This window comes from Clostridioides sp. ES-W-0018-02 (assembly GCF_020658175.1).
Classification (GTDB): domain Bacteria; phylum Bacillota; class Clostridia; order Peptostreptococcales; family Peptostreptococcaceae; genus Clostridioides.
This window is the reverse complement of sequence record NZ_JACVVY010000001.1, coordinates 857,265-878,468: the sequence shown is the minus strand read 5'-3', so window position 1 is coordinate 878,468 and position 21,204 is coordinate 857,265. Positions and strand designations below refer to the sequence as shown.

Genomic DNA, 21,204 nt, shown 5'->3' with positions numbered 1-21,204 from the left:
TTATTTTATTTATTATTTTGTTGTTGATTAACCAATTCAAGGTATCCACTTGGATGGAAGTAATATATCTCAGAAGTATTTTCATTTACAAAATAACCAATGTCACCATCTGCATCTGGTAAAAATACATATCCATTAAGATTTTTAGCTTTTAATGCTTCAAAATCGCTAGCATTTCCTTGATATATGTAATCAACTTTATTGTTATATTTTACTAAAAGTTCTTTGGCTTGCTCTTGAGTCAATTTAGTACTTTGACTTACAGGAACATTCTTTTGAGAATCAGCATAAGAAGATTCATTTACTGGTGCAGTTAATAATAAACAAGATAAAACTAATAAAGATATAAGTGCTTTTTTCATACTAAAACCCTCTTTCGTAATTAATTATATAAGATTCATTTCTTAATAATATTATATGTTTTCTATAATTAAATATTACCATTAAAGAGGATAATATTACAGTTACACAGCTGTAACCTTTGATTACAAAATCGTAATTAAATTGTATTTTTATTCCATTTGTATTTTATCATGTCTACGATTAACAAATTCACAAAAGTATATTTTTATTACACCCATAACAGGAGCAGATAGAATCATACCAGGTATACCAAAAAATCCTCCACCAACAGTAACTGCTAGTATTGTAAAGAATGGGCTAAGCCCTAGCTGTCCACCTACAATTTTTGGTTCTATAAATGCAACTTCTACTTGTTGAATTATTATTAAGTAAATTAAACAAGTTAATGCAGTTGTCGGATTGTAGAATAAGTTGATTACTACAACTGGTGCCATACCTATTACTGGGCCAAAATATGGAACCATATTCATAATACCCATTAATGTACCAAACAATAGGGCATATTCAGACTTTAAAAAGTATAGACCAATTCCAGAAAGTACTCCAACTACAAATGAATCTAAAATTTTGCCTGTAAAATATTTACCAATATTTAAATTTAAGCTTTGACACAATTCTATTATAAAGTCTCCATATTTTTTACCTAAAGAAATATAAACAATTTTCTTTGTAAATTCTAAGAATCTTTCTTTTTCTAATAATATATAGAAACAAATTATAAAACCTAAAACAAGTTGTACTATAAATTTTCCAACAGAGAAGGTAGTACTAAAGATTCCTCCAAGTGAACCAATAAGCAAGTTACTAAACTTGGGCATTACGCTCATAATTTTATCACCATATTCTTTTAATGTATTAGGGTCTACTGATTGTAAGCTTTTTCCTAAATCAAATAAAAATTGTTCTGTCTTGTCTATATACATAGGAACTTGAGTTACCAAATCAGCCAAACTATTTACTATGGATGGAACTGTAAATAGTATAAAAGATATTAATATAACTATTAATACACCATAAGTAAGAAGCAAAGAATATATCCTTTTAAAATTAAGTTTATTTTCTAAAAACTTTACTAATGGATTAAATACATATGCTAATACAAAGGCTATTATAAATGGAGTTAGTAGTGACATCAGTAAACTTATTACTCCAAAAAAATATTTGTAATTATCAATAACTTTAATCAAAATATATGAAATAACTACAGTAAGTATAATATTTAAATGAATTTTTTTATCTTGCAAAACAACACAACCTTTCTTATATTTATTAAGTTTATATTTACTTAAATTTAAAATCAAGTTAATATTTATAGCTTATTATACAATAAAAAGTAGTATTAATATAGTGTGATTAATATTAAATTTGACAGGTGTACAATATTTTGCAAGTTTTCTCTAAATAGTGTTTTTATCTTCTCAAATTTGCATATTGCAAATAGAAACAGTTATAATTTGTTTCTAATTCTCTGTACATTTCTATTTATATAGTGCCTTCCAATATATTTGTATAAAAGATTTTTACACCATCCTATTTTTTGGTTATATTGATTGAAAAAATCATCTGGAGTATCAAAGGTTCCCAAATCATCAATTATTCCCTCTTTTTGAATAAATGTATTATTTAGATTCCAAGATATTTGAGGATTTTGCAAATCTTTAGTGGCAATGCCCCATCCCCAAAATAAGCCTTGACAGTCATTGTATTTTTGCTGAATACTTGTAAGATAATTTTTATCTAAAATAAGACCTTCTAATTGATACCATTGTTTTTCATAGTATACTTCTATCCATGTGTGAATGATTTCTGTAGGAGTAATCTTGTAAAGAACTCCTAAGAGTTCTAATTGAACTCTTTTATCTAGAGTAAAACCATGAATCCTACATGGAATGCCAACGCCTCTTAAAAGTGACATAGCAAGTATCGTCTTTGTATTGCATTGTCCATATCCATCTTTTAGTATTTTACTTGCAGATATATTGTCACTTTCATTAAAACCAAACTTGATGTCATCTCTAACAAAATTATAAATTTGTTTGATTTTATTAAAATTATCTAATTGATTCCATTTTTTTTCGATAATAAGCTCTTGAACATTTTTTGAATTAAAGTCTAATAATGTACTTTCTGATAAATGTCTTTTCATAAAATATAAATCTCCTTTATTTAGTGTAATTATATTTTATATCTTAGAGTAATTTGAAACTTTCAAAAACTTGCTGTTTTTTAATATACCAGAAATATTCATACCAGTCATACATTTATTGGTATATGCTAGATGTGAAGCGCTGTCAAAACCTGACATCATAGCAGCATCGGTTATAGAGTATTTACCAGATAAAAGTAAAAAATATGCTTTTTGAATTTTATGTAGGAGAATATAACTTTTTAATGGCATTCCTGTTTGTTCTTTGAATATATGGGACACTCTACTTGGCGAAAGAAAGACCATATTAGAAATCTTTTTTATAGAATGGTCATGACAGTCACACTCATTAAGTCTTTGCATTATTTTATGAATTCTTTTATCAACTACTGTGTAATTGTCTTGAGTAACATTAAGATATTCGAACATAGAATTTGTAAAATTTAAATAACTTTTTTCATCATGATTTTTGAAAAAATTAATATATTCTTTTTGTGTATGTTTATTATTATGAATATCTATAATTCCATAACCTTTAATTTTGTCAATATATTTTGACTTAAAGCTTAATGCAAGTGATGATGTTGGCTCAATTAACATAGTAAAACATATTTTTTCTCCTGTTGAAAAACAATGTTCTATATTACTATCTACAATAATACATTTACCTTCTATATCATTGCCATCTATAGTTATATTTAAACTGTCTTCAATTCCTATAAACAATTGTAACATCCAATGTTTATGCTTATTTGATTGAATAGAATTTGTAAACGAAGAAATATGATTATTTGACATAATTATATAATTAATAAAATTACCTCCAAACATTTTTCTTATTGAGGAAATACAGGTTAATTGTACAGTATTTTTCAGTAAGATTAGTGAAATTTTTATTTTATTATACTTTAGATTTTAATTTTGTTCAATTATTTTAAAATTAGATTATTTTTATAATGAATTAATTTTATTTTATATAATATTGGACCTATATTGAGATATTTTAAAATATAAATTACTTATGGTAAAACTTGCATATAAAAAATAAAAATTTTATAATTATATTACAGATTATATAAAATAAAACATCAAGTCATAAGTTGAAGAAAAGAGGATGTCATGAAGTTATTTCAGCAAAAAACACAAGTTCATAAATTTAAAAATTCAAAGGAATTTATAGAAGAATTCAAAATTTGTAAATCAGATTTTATATTGACAAGTAAAAGTGCATATGATACATATTTTAAAAGCCTTGGTTTGGATGCACATGTAGAATATAAAAGTAAGTATGGAACTGGTGAACCTAATGATATAATGATGGATAAATTATTGGATGATTTTTCAAAAACTAATTGTACAAGAATTATTGCTATTGGTGGGGGAGCAGTTATTGATATGGCAAAGTTGTTAGTACTGAAAGATGGAAAGAAATCAAGTGATTTATTTCAAAAAAAGGTTCCTTTAGAAAAAATAAGAGAATTAATAGCTGTTCCTACAACTTGTGGAGCAGGTTCAGAGGTGTCAAATATTTCAATTGCAGAAATAACAGAGATGAATACGAAGTTTGGATTAGCTGTAGATGAATTATTTCCAGATTATGCAGTTTTAATTCCAGAGTTATTATTAGAGCTTCCATATTCATTTTTTGCTACAAGTGCAATCGACGCTTTAATACATGCTATAGAATCTTTTGTATCTCCAAAGGCGAGTATTTATACAGAAATTTTTAGTACCAAAGCTATAGAGATGATTTTAAATGGATTTCAGCAAATTGAACTAAATGGAAAAGATTATAGATTTGATATTATAGAAGATTTTTTGATTGCAAGTGATTTAGCTGGTATTGCTTTTGGAAATGCTGGTACAGGAGCAGTACATGCACTTTCATACCCATTAAGTGGAGTTTATCATGTTACTCATGGTGAAGCTAATTATCAATTTTTTATAGAAGTATTTAAAGCATATAATAGATTATCACCAGATGGTAAATTAGCAAAAATAAATATGCTTTTGAGTGAAATAATGAATTGTAAAGTATCAGAGGTATATGAAAAAATGGAAGAACTACTTAATAAAATTATTACAAGAAAAAGTTTAAGAGAATATGGAATGAAAGAGTATGAGATAAATAGTTTTGCAGACAGTGTACTAGATAGTCAACAAAGGTTGCTAAATCAAAGTTATATTAAACTTAATAAAGAAGAAATAGTAAATATATACAGAACTTTATATTGATACCCCAAATCTAAAAGTTAATTGTTCTATATTTAGCTATAACTCAAATTTATGAAAAGCGGTGATTTAATTAAATCATCGCTTTTTATGACTGATATTTTTATAAGATAATATATCTTGTACTTATTAAAAAATATATATTTCATTTAATTATGACAAATAAAGATAAAATTTAAATATTTTAGAGGTAATTTTATTTAGATATAGAATTTTAGAGTAATGATATACAAATGTGTTATATTACCACTTTATATCAAAAATAGTAATATAATAGTCATATACATTTAGAAAATTTATTGTTTAAAAGGAGTAGAACCTATGATAAAAAAAGAAATGGGTAATTTTAAAGGAAGCAGTGATTATGTAGTATCACCAGAATTAATGGCATCAGTTAATGTTGCTATAGCACTTGAAAAACCACTTTTAATTAAAGGAGAACCTGGAACAGGAAAAACTATGCTTGCACAAGCAATTTCAAATCAACTGCAAAAAGATTTAGTAATTTGGAACATAAAATCAACTACAAAAGCACAGGATGGTCTTTATGTATATGATACTGTTCAAAGACTTTATGATAGCCAATTTGGAGGTGAAGGAGTAGATGATATTGGTAAGTACATAAAATATGGTAAATTAGGAGAAGCATTTAGTTCAGAACAACAAGTAATTCTTTTGATAGATGAAATAGACAAGGCAGACTTAGAGTTTCCAAACGACTTACTTTGGGAATTAGATAAAATGGAGTTTTATATAAATGAGACAAAAGAAACTGTAACAGCAAAACAAAGACCTATAGTGATTATAACTTCGAATGCAGAAAAAGAGCTTCCAGATGCTTTTTTAAGAAGATGTATATTTCATTATATAGAATTTCCTGATAGAGATATGATGGAGGAGATAGTAAAAGTACATTTTGATAAAGTTGAAGAACATTTATTGGAACAAGTAATGACTACTTTTTATTGGATTAGAAGTTTAAGAGAGATACAAAAGAAGCCTAGTACATCAGAGTTAATAGACTGGATACAAGCATTGACTTTGAGTGGAATTCCAATTGAAAAAATAGAAAAAGAAGTTCCTTTTGCAGGGATACTGCTTAAAAATAACGAGGATATTGAATCTATGCAAAAACGTTTGTAGTCAATAGGAGCTGAATAATTATGTTTATTAAATTTTTTTATTTATTGAGAGCAAGAGGCCTAGATATATCTTTAAATGAGTGGATGACTCTAATTGAAGCACTAGACAAAGGGCTTTGTTATTCAAATTTTTCGAATTTTTACTATCTTTGTAGGATGATTTTAATAAAAAGTGAAAGTAATTTTGATAAATTTGATGCAGTGTTTTTGGAGTACTTTAAAGGTATAGAACACAAAGAGGAAATTCCAGAAGAGATTATGAACTGGCTTAAAAATCCAAATGTAGATTTAGAAGGATTTGAAAGATTAGAGCAAAATCCCAACATAAACCTTGATGAATTGAGAGCTAAATTAGAGGAACGTATAAAAGAACAAGATTCTCCACATAATGGAGGGAATTACTGGATAGGAACAGGGGGTACTTCTGAATTAGGTCATTCAGGCAAAGGTCAAACTGGTATACGCATAGGCGGAACTTCCACCTATGGAAGAGCTGTTCTCGAAGTTGCAGGAGAAAGAAAGTATAGGGATTTTAGAGATGATGAAGTTTTAAATATGCGTCAATTTCAAGTTGCATTAAAAAGGCTTCGTCAATTTTCTACTAGAATAGATGCTCCAAAAACAGAACTTGATTTAGATAAAACCATTGAAGAGACTTGTAATAATGCAGGGTATTTAAAACTGTTTTTCGAAAAACCAAGAAAAAATACAGTGAAGCTTTTGTTGCTTATAGATTCAGGGGGTTCAATGAGAGGATATAGTACTTTATGTAATACATTATTTCAGTCTGTAAGTAAATCAAATCACTTTAAAGATGTAAAAGTATACTATTTTCATAACTGTTTTTATGATAGATTATTTACTACACCAGAATGTTGGTTAAGTAAGTCTATTGATACTGAATGGATATTACAAAACATAGATAAAAACTATAAAGTTATAATCGTGGGTGATGCGTCTATGGCACCTTCTGAGTTACTTCATATTGGTGGTAATTATCGAGGTCCATATAACGATACACCTGGAATAGAGTGGCTTAAAAGATTCAAAAGAAAGTATAGTAAAATTGTGTGGCTAAATCCGGAACTGAGAGATGGGTGGGATTCAATCAGTTATTGGTATCAGACTCAAAGGTTAATACAAAGTGAGTTTAATATGTATCCATTAACTGTAAAAGGATTGGAAAAATCATTGAAAAATTTAATGGTCGCGAAATAATATAAAAAATGATGGTACAAATTATATAAAAAATGTACCATCATTTTTTATATTATAAATTGTATAATTGAAATTTAAAAATTATGTAGTCTAATACATTTTAGACTTACAAAAAACATATACATTAATAATAATTTTAGAAATTGAGGTGATTATAATAAATTATGAATTAATCGTAAAATACAATGGAGATATATTAAGATTAGAGCAAGAATTAGGTGTTTCAGTAGAAATACTTAATGCTTCCTATGCGATAATAACATCAAGTGATGAAGAAGATATAAATAGATTACTGACTTATCCAGAAATAGAGTTTATAGAAAAACCTTTTATATTACAAACTCAAGACATACAAAGTTTTTCAAGCACAGGGATAACAGGTTTTAAAAATAGAACAGGATTAACTGGAAAAGGAACTATAATTGGTATAATTGATTCAGGTATAGATTATACTTTGCCTGTATTTAGAGATAGTGAAGGAAAGTCCAAAATATTATACTATTGGGACCAGTCTATACAAGGAAATCCTCCAGCAGGTTTTAAAGAAGGAACATTATATAATAATGAAGATATAAATAATGCAATAGCTGGTAATACATATATACCTATCTCAACGACTAGTCTACATGGTACACATGTTGCAGGTATTTGTTCAACCATTGCAAGCGATGCTAGGATAATCGTAGTAAGGGTTGGAAATATACAGACAGATGTTTTTTCAAGAAGTACAGAGTTTATGAGGGCGATTAAATTTATTTTAGATAGGGCATTAGAATTAAGAATGCCTGTTACATTAAATATAAGTTATGGAAGTAATGAAGGCTCACATAGAGGGACTTCTTTATTTGAGCAGTATATAGATGATATGTGTTTATTTTGGAAAAATAATATAGTGGTAGCGGCTGGTAATAATGCAGATAAGGGGGGACATAAAAGGATTAGGCTTCAAAATAATACTACAGAAGAAGTTGAGTTTGTAATTGGAGAAGGAGAGCGTATATTAAATATAAACATATGGCCAGATTTTATTGATGACTTTAGTGTACATTTAGTAAGTCCATCGAATAGTCAGACACAATCAATTTCTCTAACTTCAGGTGAAATAAGAAATACTCTAGGAGATACAAGAATTACTGGTTATTTTTATCCTATAGCACCATATTCTCTTACTAGAAGAGTTACATTGCAATTAAGTTCAAATACACAGATAAATCCTGGTCTATGGAGAATTGTATTTGAACCTATAGATATTGTAACTGGTAATGTAAACATATATCTACCAACTTCTGAGGGATTAAATAGAAACACGAGGTTTTTGATTCCTACTCAAGAACTTACTGTTACAGTTCCAGGAACAGCAAGTAGAGTTATAACTGTAGGAAGTTTCAATTCAAGAACAGATATAGTATCTATATTTTCTGGCGAGGGAGATACACAATTGGGTGTATTTAAACCAGATTTATTAGCTCCAGGCGAAGATATAATATCTTTTTTACCAGGAGGTACCAGTGGAGCATTAACTGGAACGAGCATGGCCACTCCTCATGTTACAGGAGTTTGTTCGTTGTTTATGGAATGGGGAATTGTAAATGGAAATGATTTGTTTTTATATTCGCAAAAGTTAAGAGCATTGCTTCTTAGGGGAGCAAGAAGAACAAGTAATCAGTCATATCCAAATAATTCATCGGGATTTGGTTTTTTAAGTTTATCAGACATAGATTTGTATACTTTATCTAGTATAAATCAAGACTTAGAAACAGAAGACATTGGATATAGAAGCACTAATAAGTCGTTTAAAGATGAAGAAAATAATTATAGAGTTATAGAAAATTATAATTCTCAGAGAAACGATGATTTAAAGTTGGAGGATTTTATAAGTGAAAATATGGATAGACAATCAGGAACATTGGCAGGAATAAATGTAATTCATACTCCTGAATTTGAAGATGAGTTAGCCTCATTGGGTATGAGTCAAGAATTTCTTAAGCTAAGTGACTCATTTGGTGTATTATCTATAAACACTACAGACTATAATAGCATACAACGAGTTTTGGAACTTCCATCAGTTATAAGGACAGAATCAACTATAAAGATGACACTGCTTGGAGAGATTAATCAAGGTACTTTTGGTGGTGTAGTTGCAACCGAAGAAATAGGTGTAAATTTTTTTAAAAATAATCCCAATATAACAATAACAGGAAGAGGTACTCTTATAGCGATTGCTGACACAGGAATAGACTATTTACATAAAGACTTTATATATGCAGATGGAACCTCAAAAATAGCTTTTTTATGGGACCAAACAAAGAATGGAACTCCACCTGAAGGTTTTTATATTGGGACAGAATATACACGAGAAGATATTAATAGAGCAATTGCAGAAAATGATGCTAGTCTATCTCAAGATGAAGTTGGGCAAGGGACTATGATAAGTGGCATATGTGCAGGTCTTGGTAATGTAAATAAGGAATATGCAGGAATAGCTGAAGATGCTGAATTAATAATAATAAAAATTGCTAAGATAGAAGGATTTTATAATAGTGCAATGTTATTTGCTGCATCTCAGTATGCATATAAAAAATCTTTAGAACTTGGGAAACCATTAGTAATAAATATATCTTTGGGTAGCAATAGTTTAGTTGGATTGACCAATAGAAGTAATAGTGAAAAAGCATTTTTTACTAGAGGGCTGTGTATAACAGCAGGAGCTGGAAATGAGGGAAATACTCAGACACACACATCTGGAATAATACCAAATGTAGGAAGTTCCGTTGAAGTCGAGTTGGAATTAAATGAAGAAGAAGAAGAATTATCAGTTGAACTTTGGCTGAATAAACCAGATAAGGCAGATGTAATAATAGTGTCTCCCACTGGTGAAGAAAGTAAAAGTGTTGGAATATCAAGTTATAATAGGATAACAGGTTTATTTGATTTAGAAGGAACGGAGTATTCTATAACATATGTATATCCAACTACTTTTTCAGGGCAGCAGTTTACCAATGTTACTCTGAAAAATGCTAAAAGAGGAGTGTGGAAGATTAGATTAGTAGGAGTTTATATTGTAAATGGAATATATAACTTGTATCTTCCAAATAGGGCTCTTTTAAAAAGTGGAACTAGATTTAGAGAGGTTGACCCTTTTTATACAATAAATTATCCAGCTGTTCAAGATGATTTAATAACTGTAGGAGCTTATAATACTATTAATAATAGTTTGTGGCAAAGTTCATCAAGAGGGCCGACTATTGAGGATAGATTAAAGCCAGACTTAGTAGCACCAGGAGTTAATATAATAGCTGCATATCCTGGAAATACATATGCGACTATAACTGGGACAGCAGCAGCTAGTGCACATGCTGCAGGAGCCGCTGCGATGTATTTTCAATATACTTTTGTTGATAGAAGATATCCAAATCAAGCATATGTTCAAAAAATAAAAACTTTTATGCAGGCTGGAGCTAGAAAAAACCAAACTACAGAGTATCCAAATATGAGTACTGGATATGGAACTTTGGATGTTAGAGGTATGTTTGATGTGTTAAGATAGGAGGGATTTATGGAAAAATCTTATTGTATAATTTACCAAGGTGATATAGAAACTGCACTTCAAGAAAACGGAATAAATAAATATATGGTTTTAAATAGCCAGCTTGCAGTAATATATGTACCTATGGATTTTGATGAAACTATTTTAAACAATATATTACAGGTTGCTTGGTGGGAAGAATCTGCTCCAATGAGCAGTTTAATTGAAATAACTAATAATATGAATAATGGAGAAACTATTACAACAGCTACTGAAGCAGAGTATATTTATGAGAATCCATATAATGATATAACAGGAAGAGGGATTTTATTAGCAGTTATAGATTCTGGTATAGATTATTTACACCCTGACTTTATAAATGCGGATGGAACGAGTAAGGTTTTACGATTATGGGATCAGGAAGAAAATACAAATCCACCACCAGAAGGATTTATTTTTGGGAGTGAATTTACAAGAAGTGAATTAAGTTTAGCTATAAGTAGAAATGATGGAAGTTTAAGTCAAGATAATATAGGTACTGGAACTTTGGCTTCTGGTATATTAGTGGGAAATGGAAGAGTAAATTCACAATATAGAGGTATAACTACAGAGTCAGATTTGATAGTGGTTAAATTAAAATCATATACAGATACTTATTATGCTGGAAAGATAAATTATAGTGTTTCAGATTTTTTAGCAGCTATAACATATGTTACTAATATAGCAAAAACAGAAAATAAGCCTATAATAATAAATCTTACTATTGGAGTTAAGTCAGGTGCTGTAGCAACTACTTCCATATTAGATACATTTAATATATTAAGTAGTGCTGGTGTTGTTGTAGTAAGTGGTGCAGGTAATCAAGGTAATACAGATATTCATTATGCTGGAAGATTTAGTAGTTTAAATGAAGTCCAAGATGTAATAATACAAGATGGTGACGATTACGCACTTGATATAACACTCAATACAAATGGTCCAGATAAGATAGGGGCACAAATAATATCTCCTTCAGGTGAGGTTAGTCATGATATAAGATATTCTCCAGACTTTTATGTATATAGAGGAAAGTTTAATCTGGAAAATACTACTTATTCAATGAGATTCATCTATCCATATATTACTTCTGGGAATGAAAGCCTAGAGATAAGACTTAGAGATATAAAACCTGGTGTGTGGACTTTGAGGCTAACTCCAGAACTTATAATAGGGGGAGAGTATGATATATATTTACCAAATAAAAACTTGATAGCACCAGATACAAGATTTTTAGACCCAGACTCAGTGGCTACAATAACTATGTATGCTGCTGGTGATGATGTAATCACAGTTGGTACATTTAATAATAAGACTGATAGTATGTGGATTGGTTCATCAAAAGGGCCAATTAGAGGAAGGGGAATTAAGCCAGATATAGTAGCGCCAGGAGTAGATATAATATCTACATATAAAAATGGAACCTACAATACAGCAACAGGTACAGGAGTTAGTAGTTCAATAGTTTGTGGAGTCTTAGCCTTATTAATGGAATATTTGGAAAAACAAGATAATATCCCAAGGTTATCGTTGTTTACACAAGTTTTAAAAACATATTTAATATTGGGAGCTACGAAGCTCGATATATATACGTATCCAAATGTTTCACAGGGATATGGTATTTTAAATTTAAAAAATACAATTCAACAGATGGCAAATACTTTATAAATAAAAAAATATGTAAATAATGGTATTTTATCTGTTATAAATTTTACTTATGAATTTAATTTGAAAAATTGCTAAAACTATTACAAAATAAATATATAGAGGTGATAGTTTTGGAAAGTAAAAAAGCAAGAGCATTAAAAGGTAACGATAACAAAAGACTTAGAAGTCCGCTTCTAGTTGGAAATGAATCAACAGCAGCTTGGGCAGATGTTGAAAAATTAAAACCTCATAGTAAAGTTTCAATACCTTCACTTAATAGTGTTGAAGAAGCAAAAGATTGGGTTGACAATGGAAGTAAATTGTAAAACTTCTATACTTGATAACAAAAATAAATAATTTATTGTATTTAAGTAAAGTAGTATTAGTTTAAAAAGCTTAAAGTTAAACTTAAGCTAATAAACAGTATACTGCTTTACTTTTTTTATAGGTGTCAGAAGGGAAAATGTAATTTACAAATATTTGAAAGGAAAATATAAATTTTTGCATATAAATATTTATAGATTATATAAGACTAGTAAATATCAATTGCATAAATTTATTGACTAAAAATTTATAAATTGGTATAATTTTGTTAATTAGCGGAAATAATAGAAGATAAATACTGTGAAGAGAAGAGTAGATATAAAATGCAGTTTTAGCGAGTTGAGGATGGTGAAAGCTCAATACAAGTTTTATATTGAAGAACATCTTGGAGTTTCTAATCGAAAGCTTATTTAGCAAGTAGACTTAGACGGAAGGCACCGTTATAGGCTTTAAGCATTGCTTAACTAAGAGGTCATTTATGACAACTAGGGTGGTACCGCGAAAGTAATAGTCTTTCGTCCCTTTATACAGGGATGAAGGGCTTTTTTTATGGAATTATATTTAGAAAAAATTACTAAAAATTAAACTAGGAGGCTTTAAAATGCAAAAGGAATTTATAACAGTAAAAGAATTGTACAGAGATAAAGAACAGTACATAGGAAAAACTGTAAAAGTAGCTGGATGGATAAGAACATCTAGAGTATCTAAAAACTTTGGATTTATAGAATTAAATGATGGAAGTTTCTTTAAAAATATGCAAATAGTATTTGATGAAAAAGTTGAAAATTTTAAAGAGATAGGTAAATTGGCAATAAGTTCATCTATACTTGTAGAAGGTGAGTTGGTATCTACAGAAGGAGCTAAACAACCAGTAGAAATACATGCAAAAAATATAGTTGTAGAAGGTGAATCAGATAGTTCATACCCACTACAAAAGAAAAGACATACACTTGAGTATTTAAGAACAATCGCACATTTAAGACCAAGAAGTAATACTTTTTCAGCTGTATTTAGAGTAAGATCAATAGCTGCATATGCAATACACAAATTCTTTCAAGAAAGAAACTTTGTATATGCACATTCTCCAATCATAACAGGTAGTGACTGTGAAGGTGCAGGAGAAATGTTTAGAATAACAACTATGGATTTAAATGATATTCCAAAAACGGAAGATGGGAAAATAGACTATACACAAGATTTCTTTGGTAAAGAAGCTAATTTGACAGTTAGTGGGCAATTAAATGCCGAAATAATGGCACTTTCTTTTAGAAATGTCTATACTTTTGGGCCTACATTTAGAGCTGAAAACTCTTATACAGGAAGACATGCTTCAGAATTTTGGATGATAGAGCCAGAAATAGTTTTTGCAGACCTTGAAGATAATATGGAACTTGCAGAAGATATGATAAAATATGTTATAAACTATGTTTTAGAAAACGCTCCTGAAGAAATGGAATTCTTTAATAGTTTTATAGATAAAGGATTGCTAGAAAGACTAAATAAAATAGTAAACTCTGAATTTATTAGAATAACATATACTAAAGCAGTAGAGTTATTACTTGAATCAGGACATGAGTTTGAGTATCCAGTAGAATGGGGATGCGATCTTCAAACTGAACATGAAAGATATATAACAGAACAAATATACAATTCTCCAGTATTTGTTACAGATTATCCAAAAGATATAAAAGCTTTCTATATGAGAATGAATGAAGATGGGAAAACTGTTAGAGCAATGGATTTATTAGTTCCTGGTGTTGGAGAGATAGTTGGAGGTTCTCAAAGAGAAGAGAGAGAAGACGTACTATTAGATAGAATTCATGAAATGGGATTAAATGAAGAAGATTACTGGTGGTATTTAGAACTTAGAAAATTTGGTACTGCTACTCACTCTGGATTTGGTCTTGGATTTGAAAGAATAATTATGTATATGACAGGTATGTCTAACATAAGAGACGTTATACCTTTTCCAAGAACTCCTAAAAATGCTGAATTCTAATAATTATAACCTATAATATGATTATATAATTTTTCGATATAATAAAATAGCTTGTGTGCTATCTGATTTAGATACATACAAGTTATTTTTATTGTGTTTACAAATATATGTAGTTTGTTTGTTCATATTTTATTATACAATGTAATTATAAGTTACTTATACTAGGAGGATAAATAATGTGTAGTTTTTGTTTTATTAAATTTAATGTGAATGATGTAAAAATATTTAATCGAATAAAAAATTTATTTTCATATATAGCAGATATAAAAAATGATTGTATACAAATTGAGGATTTAGAATATTATATTTTAGAAAAAGTAGATGAATTTTATAATAAAGAAGAATTAGATTATTTTTGGTGGCCAACAGAAGAAGAAAATAAAATGTTTTGGGAGAACTATAAACTACTGGATGAAGAGAATCGACAGGAATACATAAAGTCTGTTTCATGGGATTTTGAGACTGTGTTTTCTGAAGTTGGACTTGGCGATTATACAATAGAAGGTTGCGAAATGATTGGTGAACAAACTGCTAAACTTTATTTTAACCCTATTGGATATCCTTATGGTGGAAATGAAGTGCTTCAAGAGGCACTAAAAGCTTTTGGAGTGACAATAGTGGGTGTGCTTGGATAACGTTTATTGTGCTATACTATAACTAGTAGGGTAATTTTTTGGAAGTTTAAATATAAATTATATTTAAGCATTATCTTTATGTAAATAGTATAAAAATATGTAAGGTGATTTAAATCTAAAAAATTATTGAATAGTATATTTATTACACAAAAAGTTTTATCATTATCATGAGGGGGAGTAATAATGTTAAAGAAAGGGTTGTTTATAGTTTTAAGTTTGGCACTTATATGTACAGGTTGCAGTTCACAAAATGATTCTAAAGGTAAGCAAGCAAACAAAGATAATTCTCTTATACTATTAAAAAATGATGAGAATAACTCAGGTGATATGACAGATGTATACATAAAGACAGAAGGTAAGGATGAAGAAAAAATAGCATCAGATGTACCTATATATACTAAAAAAGATTATATAAATGGAGAACAATCAATATTAATCCAAGATAAAGAAAATAATTTATATAAGTATAATCTAAAAAAAGAAAAGGAAAAAATAGCATCAGATTTATCTTCTGACGAAATTAATTCATATGAATTTATGCCTTCTTCAAACACTATAGCATATATATCATCAGAAAAATCCTTGTATGTAAAATACGATGGAAAAGATAAAGAAAAAATAGCCAATGATGTTGTATTGTATAGGATGTCTACAGATGGAAAATTCATATATTATATGAATACAGATGAAGAGTTATATCTATATAAAGAAGATGGAAATAAAGAAAAAATATCTACTGATATACAGAGTTTTGATATTGTAAATAATAAAGGTGATGTAATATTTATAAATAATGATGATAATCTATATTTAAAAAGTACAGATAAAAATGATAAGGTCAAAATTAGTTCAGATGTATCAAATTTATGGGGGGTAAAATCTAATGATGAAGAAATTATGTATATAAGTGAGTATAATTATAAGGATTTGAAAGGTGAATTATATTTGTACAAAAATAATGCTAGTGAAAAAATAGCATCGGATGTTAGGTCTTATAAATATAGAGATAGTAAATTTTATTTTATAAATAGTGATGATGAATTATATGAGAAAGAAATAGGTAAAGAGGTGTCTAATAAAATAAAATCAGACATTAATTATGTAAGTTTTATTAAAGATGGAATTGTATTTACAAATTCTGATGGAGATGTATATATTAAGAAAAATAATAAAGAAGAAGAAAAAATAGGCAATGATATGAAAGAAAATTCTAATGTATCTATTATTAATGATGAGAAATTACTTTATATTAAATCAAGTGGTGAGTTATTTTTAGATAAAGACAGGATAGCAAGTGATGTTGTTGGCTATTCATTTAATTCAGAGAATATAGCATATTCCACTAAAAATAAGGAAATACATTTTTATAATTTAAAAACTAAGAAAGACAATATAGAAATAAACAATGTAGGAAAATATTTAGAGATTTATCTTGGAAATAAATTGATTTACTCTAAAAATTTAGAACCAAAAGACTTAAATGGTTTTTGGAAAGCTGATGAATATAATATATTTGAATTTGAGGAGCCAAATAAGATAAAACTTTATAGTAAAAGTGAAGAAGAAAGCAATTATACAGTTAAATATGAAGTAGAAAGTTCAGATAGTAATAGCATAGTATTAAAAGGAAAAGATACTTTATCAAAGGAAAAATTTACTATAACTAAGTTTAATAGTAATGAAATTTCATTACAAGCTAATAATGTAAGTGGTACACTTAATAAAATTTCCAAAGAAGAAGCGGAGAAATTTGTCAAGAGTATAAATAACAAGGAAAATAGTGAAAATACTGATAAAAAGAGTACTAAAAGTGATTCAGGTTCAAGTTCTAATTTGAAAAATAAAGAAGTAAGTTATGATGATGATTATATTATATATGATAGTGATTCTAGAGTATTAACTAAAGATGAACTTGAACTTTATAGTAAAGAGGAGTTAGCATATATAAGAAATGAAATATTTGCAAGATATGGATATGTATTTAAAGAAGAACCTTATAAAAGCTATTTTAGCAATAAGTCATGGTATCAGCCAGATTATAGTATAGGAGCGGATACAGATGTTTTAAATTCTGTAGAGAAACAAAATGTATCATTGATTAAGGAAATGGAAAACTAAGTTATAAGAAATTTTAAAATACATGTCTAAATGTAGTATAAGATAGTCTATAGACATTAAAATTGAAATGTGAATTAATTTTAAACATGAATTAATTATATATAAAATTATTAAATCTATAAGTTAGACTTAAGTATAATTTATAGATTTAATAATTATGAATCTAAAAGCTAATTTATAGGTTTACATAATATTATATAAATATTTTGAACAAAATAAATTTATTATTAAGAAAATATAAATATAAGGATTAATACTTTGTTTCTATACTCCTAATAAAACTCAACACGATTACGACCTTGTTCTTTTGCAATATATAAAGCTTTATCACAATAACTTATAAATTCATTTAAAGTTATTAATTCTTCAACTTTCTTTGTATGAACTCCGATGCTAACAGTCACACATTTTGAAGGAACGTCATCACGTTCAAAATTACAATACTCTATAATCTTACGTAAATATTCGGATTTAAGTTTAGCATTCTCCTCATCACAATTGAAAAGACATATAAAAAATTCTTCACCACCATAACGGATAGCATGTGAATTTTCAGAATTTGTAAAATCTAAAATTACTTTAGCAATATTCTGTAAACAGTAGTCACCCTTTTGGTGTCCGTAAGTGTCATTAAACTGTTTAAAATAATCTATATCTATCATCATTCCTGTTATAGGTTCTTGCTTTGTATGGGTCTTTAATTTTTTTTGAAGAACATCTTCTAAATACCTACGATTATTCATTTTAGTTAGGTCATCAGTCATAACCTTAAGATTTAATAAATTGTTCATATGGGAGATTTCTTCATATTGTTGATGGATTAGCATTTTATCATAATAAGTAAATACACGACTTCTATATAACATTGTAGAAATAAAAATAGCAAGTGATGTTATAAAAAATGTGTTTACAATATTACTGAACTCATTACCTGATACAGTTTGAATTCCTGGTAAGAGTAGATTAAGAAATAAAAAACATCCTCCAAAAACTATTATTGATTGACCTAATTTTAATACTGAAAAAGCAGCAGCTGTTAACATTATATAACTGAATACACTCAAATCATTTCCGCCTAACTGGTCAAGCAAAGTAATTACACAACCCCATAAGCAGAAAAATGTTACATAAATCACCCACAAGTTTATATAATAAGTACAATGTTCCTTTTTTTTATTCCAAAGATAAGAAAAAACAAGCATAAAAATTAAAGAGATACAAAATAGTATTATATACATACAAAAATACCATTGACGTCTTGGGGTGGCAAAAGGACCACCATCTCTAGCTGATATTGATATCATCATAATTAGTTGAGATATTATTATTATGATACAAATAATTTTGCCTGTATGATAAAGATAATTGCAAAGTTCCCGTTCAACATTTTCTTTGTATTTTTTATCTAGAGGGAATCCAAAGAATTTTTTAAAATTTTCTAAGTTCATATAAGCCTCCATTAAAAATAAAACATAAAAATAAGTATTCCTCTTCTTTTCTTAGATACTCGGAATACTTTGTTTATAACTTAATTATAGCAAAATATGTTATATGTAACAATCTAAATTTACAATAGATAGTATTTATTAGTTAAGATTAAATAAAATTTTGTATTAGTATTTTATTATAATTAAGATTAGTAAGTTATTTATTTTAGAATATTAGACAATTATAATGAAATACTAATACAAGACAAATAAAATAGATAAATATATCCAATTAAGGTATAATTAAGTTTTATATGATATAGTTATATTTGATAATTGACAATGGTAAAACTTGGAGGGAAAAAATGGATGAAAAAAAAATAGATAATATGAATTATTCATATAGTAACTATTCTAAAAAAACAGGTAAGCCAACTAGAAAAATAAAAAATAATAACCTTACACTTGAAACTAAAGAAGATAAACTTTGTTCTAGTTGCAACAAAGAAAATAATCCTAAAGATAATTACTGTAAATTTTGTGGAAATGAACTTTATGAAATAGTATCATTAAAATCGAGCGAAACAAAACTTGACTTAAAATCTAAAATAAAAGAACTCTCATATCACGCAAATACAAGAGGGATATTTTTAACGACTTTTTCAACTATATTCATATTGCTTGTTATTTCGTTAATATTTAAGGCTATAATTACTATTCAATTTAATGATATCAGTTACATGATAAATCCAGCACATATAATGTTAGCCCTTAATCTAGGTCAAATTAGCGTATCTATGTCTACTATGATGGGTTCTGGATTTATAAGTGCAAATATAGGATTGTTAATATTACTTATAATTCCTGTTTTAGGATTAATTATATCAAATTTAATTTTTATGAGAAAAAGATGTAAGGATTCAAAAACTACATTAGCCAATTCTCTTGGAGTGGGAATTTTCTATGGATTAATTTTAGCTATTTTATGTACTTTTACTAATGTTAAAACTAGCTCACATAGTATGCTAGAGTATGGATATGCTTTAGAGTATAGTTATGAATTTTTTAGTGCACTTTTAAATGGATTTGTATTAGGATTTATATGTACATATATAACTAATTATAGAAAAAGCTATGAAAAAGAAAATATGTATATGTCCCTTTTTTCAAATGCTATTAAAATATTCATATTAGGTTATGTTTTAGTGTTAGCAATACTTTTTATATTAACTATATCTGATAGTAGTTATTTAAATGAATTGAATATGAGTGGATATTCAAGTGGTATCGATTTATTTGCTATATTGCCACAAATTGCTAGTTACATGTGGGCTTTTGCAAATGGAATTTCGGTAACAATAATAAATTCAACAGTTTCAATGCTTAGCTTAGGCTCATCGTCTTTATTTGGAGATACTAAATTAATGTTTTATGCAATGGGAGCTTTGTCTGCATTAATAATTTTATTAAATGGATATAAATTAAGATTTAAATATGATACAGATAATATTAAACCTGTAATAATATTTAGTATATATTATGCATTTTTAATGGGTATGTTGGCTCTATTTAGTACTTTTATACTTGATAGTAATATTAACTTCTTTAATACACCTAGCTATGGAACAACTCTAGTTATGCAATTTAAATTGTTCTCAACTATTATAATTTCATTTATATACAGTTTTGTGATATCTTTAATAGGATATAAGCTAAACTCAGCTGATTAAATATGATTGGAGGAAACTTCTGTGGAAGAAAATAATAAAAAGACAGTAGATGATAAATTTTCTAAGGTTAAGAAAAGATTTGGTAATGGAAAATTTAAGATTGAATTATATAAAGAAAAATCAAAGATAAATAGAGAAATTGATGATATTCAAGAAAAGAAGAGTAAAATCTTTTTAGAAATGGGAATGTTGACTTATCAAAAAATTAGAGAAAATTCTATTGATGATGAGTGTTTTGATAAATTCTGTGATGAGTTATTAGAACTTGATAAGATAATTTATGAAAAAAATATGGAAATTAATGATATGGAAATTGCAGAAAGCAATGTAACTTGTGAATGTGGCTATATTGGAAATATAAATGACAAATATTGCGCTGAATGTGGTAAAAAATTTGAATTAGATAATGATTGCGATAATTTTATAGTTTGTGGTTATTGTGAAAGTGAAGTAGATTCGGAATCTGAGTTTTGTCCATGTTGTGGTAGAAAAATTATTATGGATTTAGAGTAATATTGGGGAACCTATGTATTATATACATGGGTTTTTTTATTGAAATCATTTGTATCTATATAGGAATGAAAATAAAAACCAAAAAAATGAAATAAATTTTCTTAAAACTGTGAAATATAAGGAAATACTTGGAATAAATCTATAAAAA

The 21,204-nt window shown here is 27.7% G+C and carries 16 protein-coding genes and 1 other annotated feature; of the genes, 11 read left to right on the top strand and 5 right to left on the bottom strand.

Features of this window, described 5'->3' with window-relative positions:
* Positions 1 to 5: 5 nt before the first annotated feature.
* The 4 genes from IC219_RS04010 to IC219_RS03995 form a co-directional block, all read right to left on the bottom strand.
* Positions 6 to 362 (bottom strand): hypothetical protein, encoded by a 357-nt coding sequence (locus IC219_RS04010; RefSeq protein ID WP_227437284.1) that lies wholly within the window; start codon positions 360 to 362, stop codon positions 6 to 8.
* A gap of 150 nt (positions 363 to 512) precedes the next feature.
* Entirely contained in the window at positions 513 to 1,607 is a 1,095-nt protein-coding gene (locus IC219_RS04005) for an AI-2E family transporter (RefSeq protein ID WP_227437282.1), read from the bottom strand.
* A gap of 203 nt (positions 1,608 to 1,810) precedes the next feature.
* On the bottom strand, positions 1,811 to 2,509 hold the full coding sequence (locus IC219_RS04000) for a transglutaminase-like domain-containing protein (RefSeq protein ID WP_227437280.1): 699 nt from the start codon (positions 2,507 to 2,509) through the stop codon (positions 1,811 to 1,813).
* Positions 2,510 to 2,545: 36 nt separating this feature from the next.
* Positions 2,546 to 3,235 (bottom strand): helix-turn-helix domain-containing protein, encoded by a 690-nt coding sequence (locus IC219_RS03995; RefSeq protein ID WP_227437278.1) that lies wholly within the window; start codon positions 3,233 to 3,235, stop codon positions 2,546 to 2,548.
* A 393-nt stretch (positions 3,236 to 3,628) separates the two neighbouring features.
* On the opposite strand from IC219_RS03995, the gene IC219_RS03990 reads away from it, so the two are divergent.
* The 9 genes from IC219_RS03990 (at position 3,629) to IC219_RS03950 (ending at position 17,386) form a co-directional block, all read left to right on the top strand.
* Complete coding sequence (locus IC219_RS03990; RefSeq protein ID WP_227437276.1) at positions 3,629 to 4,744, top strand: 4-hydroxybutyrate dehydrogenase; 1,116 nt, start codon at positions 3,629 to 3,631, stop codon at positions 4,742 to 4,744.
* A 318-nt stretch (positions 4,745 to 5,062) separates the two neighbouring features.
* A complete protein-coding gene (locus IC219_RS03985) occupies positions 5,063 to 5,884 on the top strand; it encodes an AAA family ATPase (protein ID WP_227437274.1) in 822 nt (273 codons plus the stop codon).
* 20 nt (positions 5,885 to 5,904) lie between these two features.
* A complete protein-coding gene (locus IC219_RS03980; protein WP_227830649.1) occupies positions 5,905 to 7,101 on the top strand; it encodes a VWA domain-containing protein in 1,197 nt (398 codons plus the stop codon).
* Positions 7,102 to 7,249: 148 nt separating this feature from the next.
* Complete coding sequence (cspBA, locus tag IC219_RS03975) at positions 7,250 to 10,648, top strand: bifunctional germination protease/germinant receptor pseudoprotease CspBA (protein WP_227437270.1); 3,399 nt, start codon at positions 7,250 to 7,252, stop codon at positions 10,646 to 10,648.
* A gap of 9 nt (positions 10,649 to 10,657) precedes the next feature.
* Positions 10,658 to 12,331, top strand: a complete 1,674-nt coding sequence (cspC, locus tag IC219_RS03970) for a bile acid germinant receptor pseudoprotease CspC (protein ID WP_227437268.1) — start codon at positions 10,658 to 10,660, stop codon at positions 12,329 to 12,331.
* A gap of 110 nt (positions 12,332 to 12,441) precedes the next feature.
* Positions 12,442 to 12,636, top strand: coding sequence for a CDIF630_02480 family spore surface protein (locus tag IC219_RS03965; protein ID WP_227437266.1), 195 nt, complete (start codon positions 12,442 to 12,444; stop codon positions 12,634 to 12,636).
* 289 nt (positions 12,637 to 12,925) lie between these two features.
* Positions 12,926 to 13,160, top strand: a binding site (T-box leader).
* Positions 13,161 to 13,235: 75 nt separating this feature from the next.
* Positions 13,236 to 14,633, top strand: coding sequence for an asparagine--tRNA ligase (gene asnS / locus IC219_RS03960; protein WP_227482750.1), 1,398 nt, complete (start codon positions 13,236 to 13,238; stop codon positions 14,631 to 14,633).
* Positions 14,634 to 14,809: 176 nt separating this feature from the next.
* Positions 14,810 to 15,268, top strand: a complete 459-nt coding sequence (locus IC219_RS03955) for a hypothetical protein (RefSeq protein WP_227437263.1) — start codon at positions 14,810 to 14,812, stop codon at positions 15,266 to 15,268.
* A 183-nt stretch (positions 15,269 to 15,451) separates the two neighbouring features.
* On the top strand, positions 15,452 to 17,386 hold the full coding sequence (locus IC219_RS03950; protein ID WP_227830648.1) for a YARHG domain-containing protein: 1,935 nt from the start codon (positions 15,452 to 15,454) through the stop codon (positions 17,384 to 17,386).
* A gap of 272 nt (positions 17,387 to 17,658) precedes the next feature.
* Here the strand turns inward: IC219_RS03950 and IC219_RS03945 are convergent, their stop codons facing one another.
* On the bottom strand, positions 17,659 to 18,834 hold the full coding sequence (locus IC219_RS03945) for a GGDEF domain-containing protein (protein ID WP_227824048.1): 1,176 nt from the start codon (positions 18,832 to 18,834) through the stop codon (positions 17,659 to 17,661).
* A gap of 344 nt (positions 18,835 to 19,178) precedes the next feature.
* Here IC219_RS03945 and IC219_RS03940 point away from each other — a divergent pair, with 344 nt between their 5' ends.
* Together IC219_RS03940 and IC219_RS03935 are read left to right on the top strand one after the other, a co-directional pair.
* Positions 19,179 to 20,543, top strand: a complete 1,365-nt coding sequence (locus IC219_RS03940; protein WP_227830647.1) for a hypothetical protein — start codon at positions 19,179 to 19,181, stop codon at positions 20,541 to 20,543.
* Positions 20,544 to 20,564: 21 nt separating this feature from the next.
* Positions 20,565 to 21,056 (top strand): zinc ribbon domain-containing protein, encoded by a 492-nt coding sequence (locus IC219_RS03935; RefSeq protein WP_227434928.1) that lies wholly within the window; start codon positions 20,565 to 20,567, stop codon positions 21,054 to 21,056.
* The last annotated feature ends 148 nt before the right edge of the window (positions 21,057 to 21,204 follow it).

Excerpts from the sequence above, each read along its gene's own strand:
- IC219_RS04010 (WP_227437284.1), bottom strand. The coding sequence starts at position 362 with ATGAAAAAAGCACTTATATCTTTATTAGTTTTATCTTGTTTATTATTA.
- IC219_RS04000 (WP_227437280.1), bottom strand. The coding sequence starts at position 2,509 with ATGAAAAGACATTTATCAGAAAGTACATTATTAGACTTTAATTCAAAA.
- IC219_RS03990 (WP_227437276.1), top strand. The coding sequence starts at position 3,629 with ATGAAGTTATTTCAGCAAAAAACACAAGTTCATAAATTTAAAAATTCA.
- IC219_RS03985 (WP_227437274.1), top strand. The coding sequence starts at position 5,063 with ATGATAAAAAAAGAAATGGGTAATTTTAAAGGAAGCAGTGATTATGTA.
- IC219_RS03980 (WP_227830649.1), top strand. The coding sequence starts at position 5,905 with ATGTTTATTAAATTTTTTTATTTATTGAGAGCAAGAGGCCTAGATATA.
- cspC (WP_227437268.1), top strand. The coding sequence starts at position 10,658 with ATGGAAAAATCTTATTGTATAATTTACCAAGGTGATATAGAAACTGCA.
- asnS (WP_227482750.1), top strand. The coding sequence starts at position 13,236 with ATGCAAAAGGAATTTATAACAGTAAAAGAATTGTACAGAGATAAAGAA.
- IC219_RS03955 (WP_227437263.1), top strand. The coding sequence starts at position 14,810 with ATGTGTAGTTTTTGTTTTATTAAATTTAATGTGAATGATGTAAAAATA.
- IC219_RS03950 (WP_227830648.1), top strand. The coding sequence starts at position 15,452 with ATGTTAAAGAAAGGGTTGTTTATAGTTTTAAGTTTGGCACTTATATGT.
- IC219_RS03945 (WP_227824048.1), bottom strand. The coding sequence starts at position 18,834 with ATGAACTTAGAAAATTTTAAAAAATTCTTTGGATTCCCTCTAGATAAA.
- IC219_RS03940 (WP_227830647.1), top strand. The coding sequence starts at position 19,179 with ATGGATGAAAAAAAAATAGATAATATGAATTATTCATATAGTAACTAT.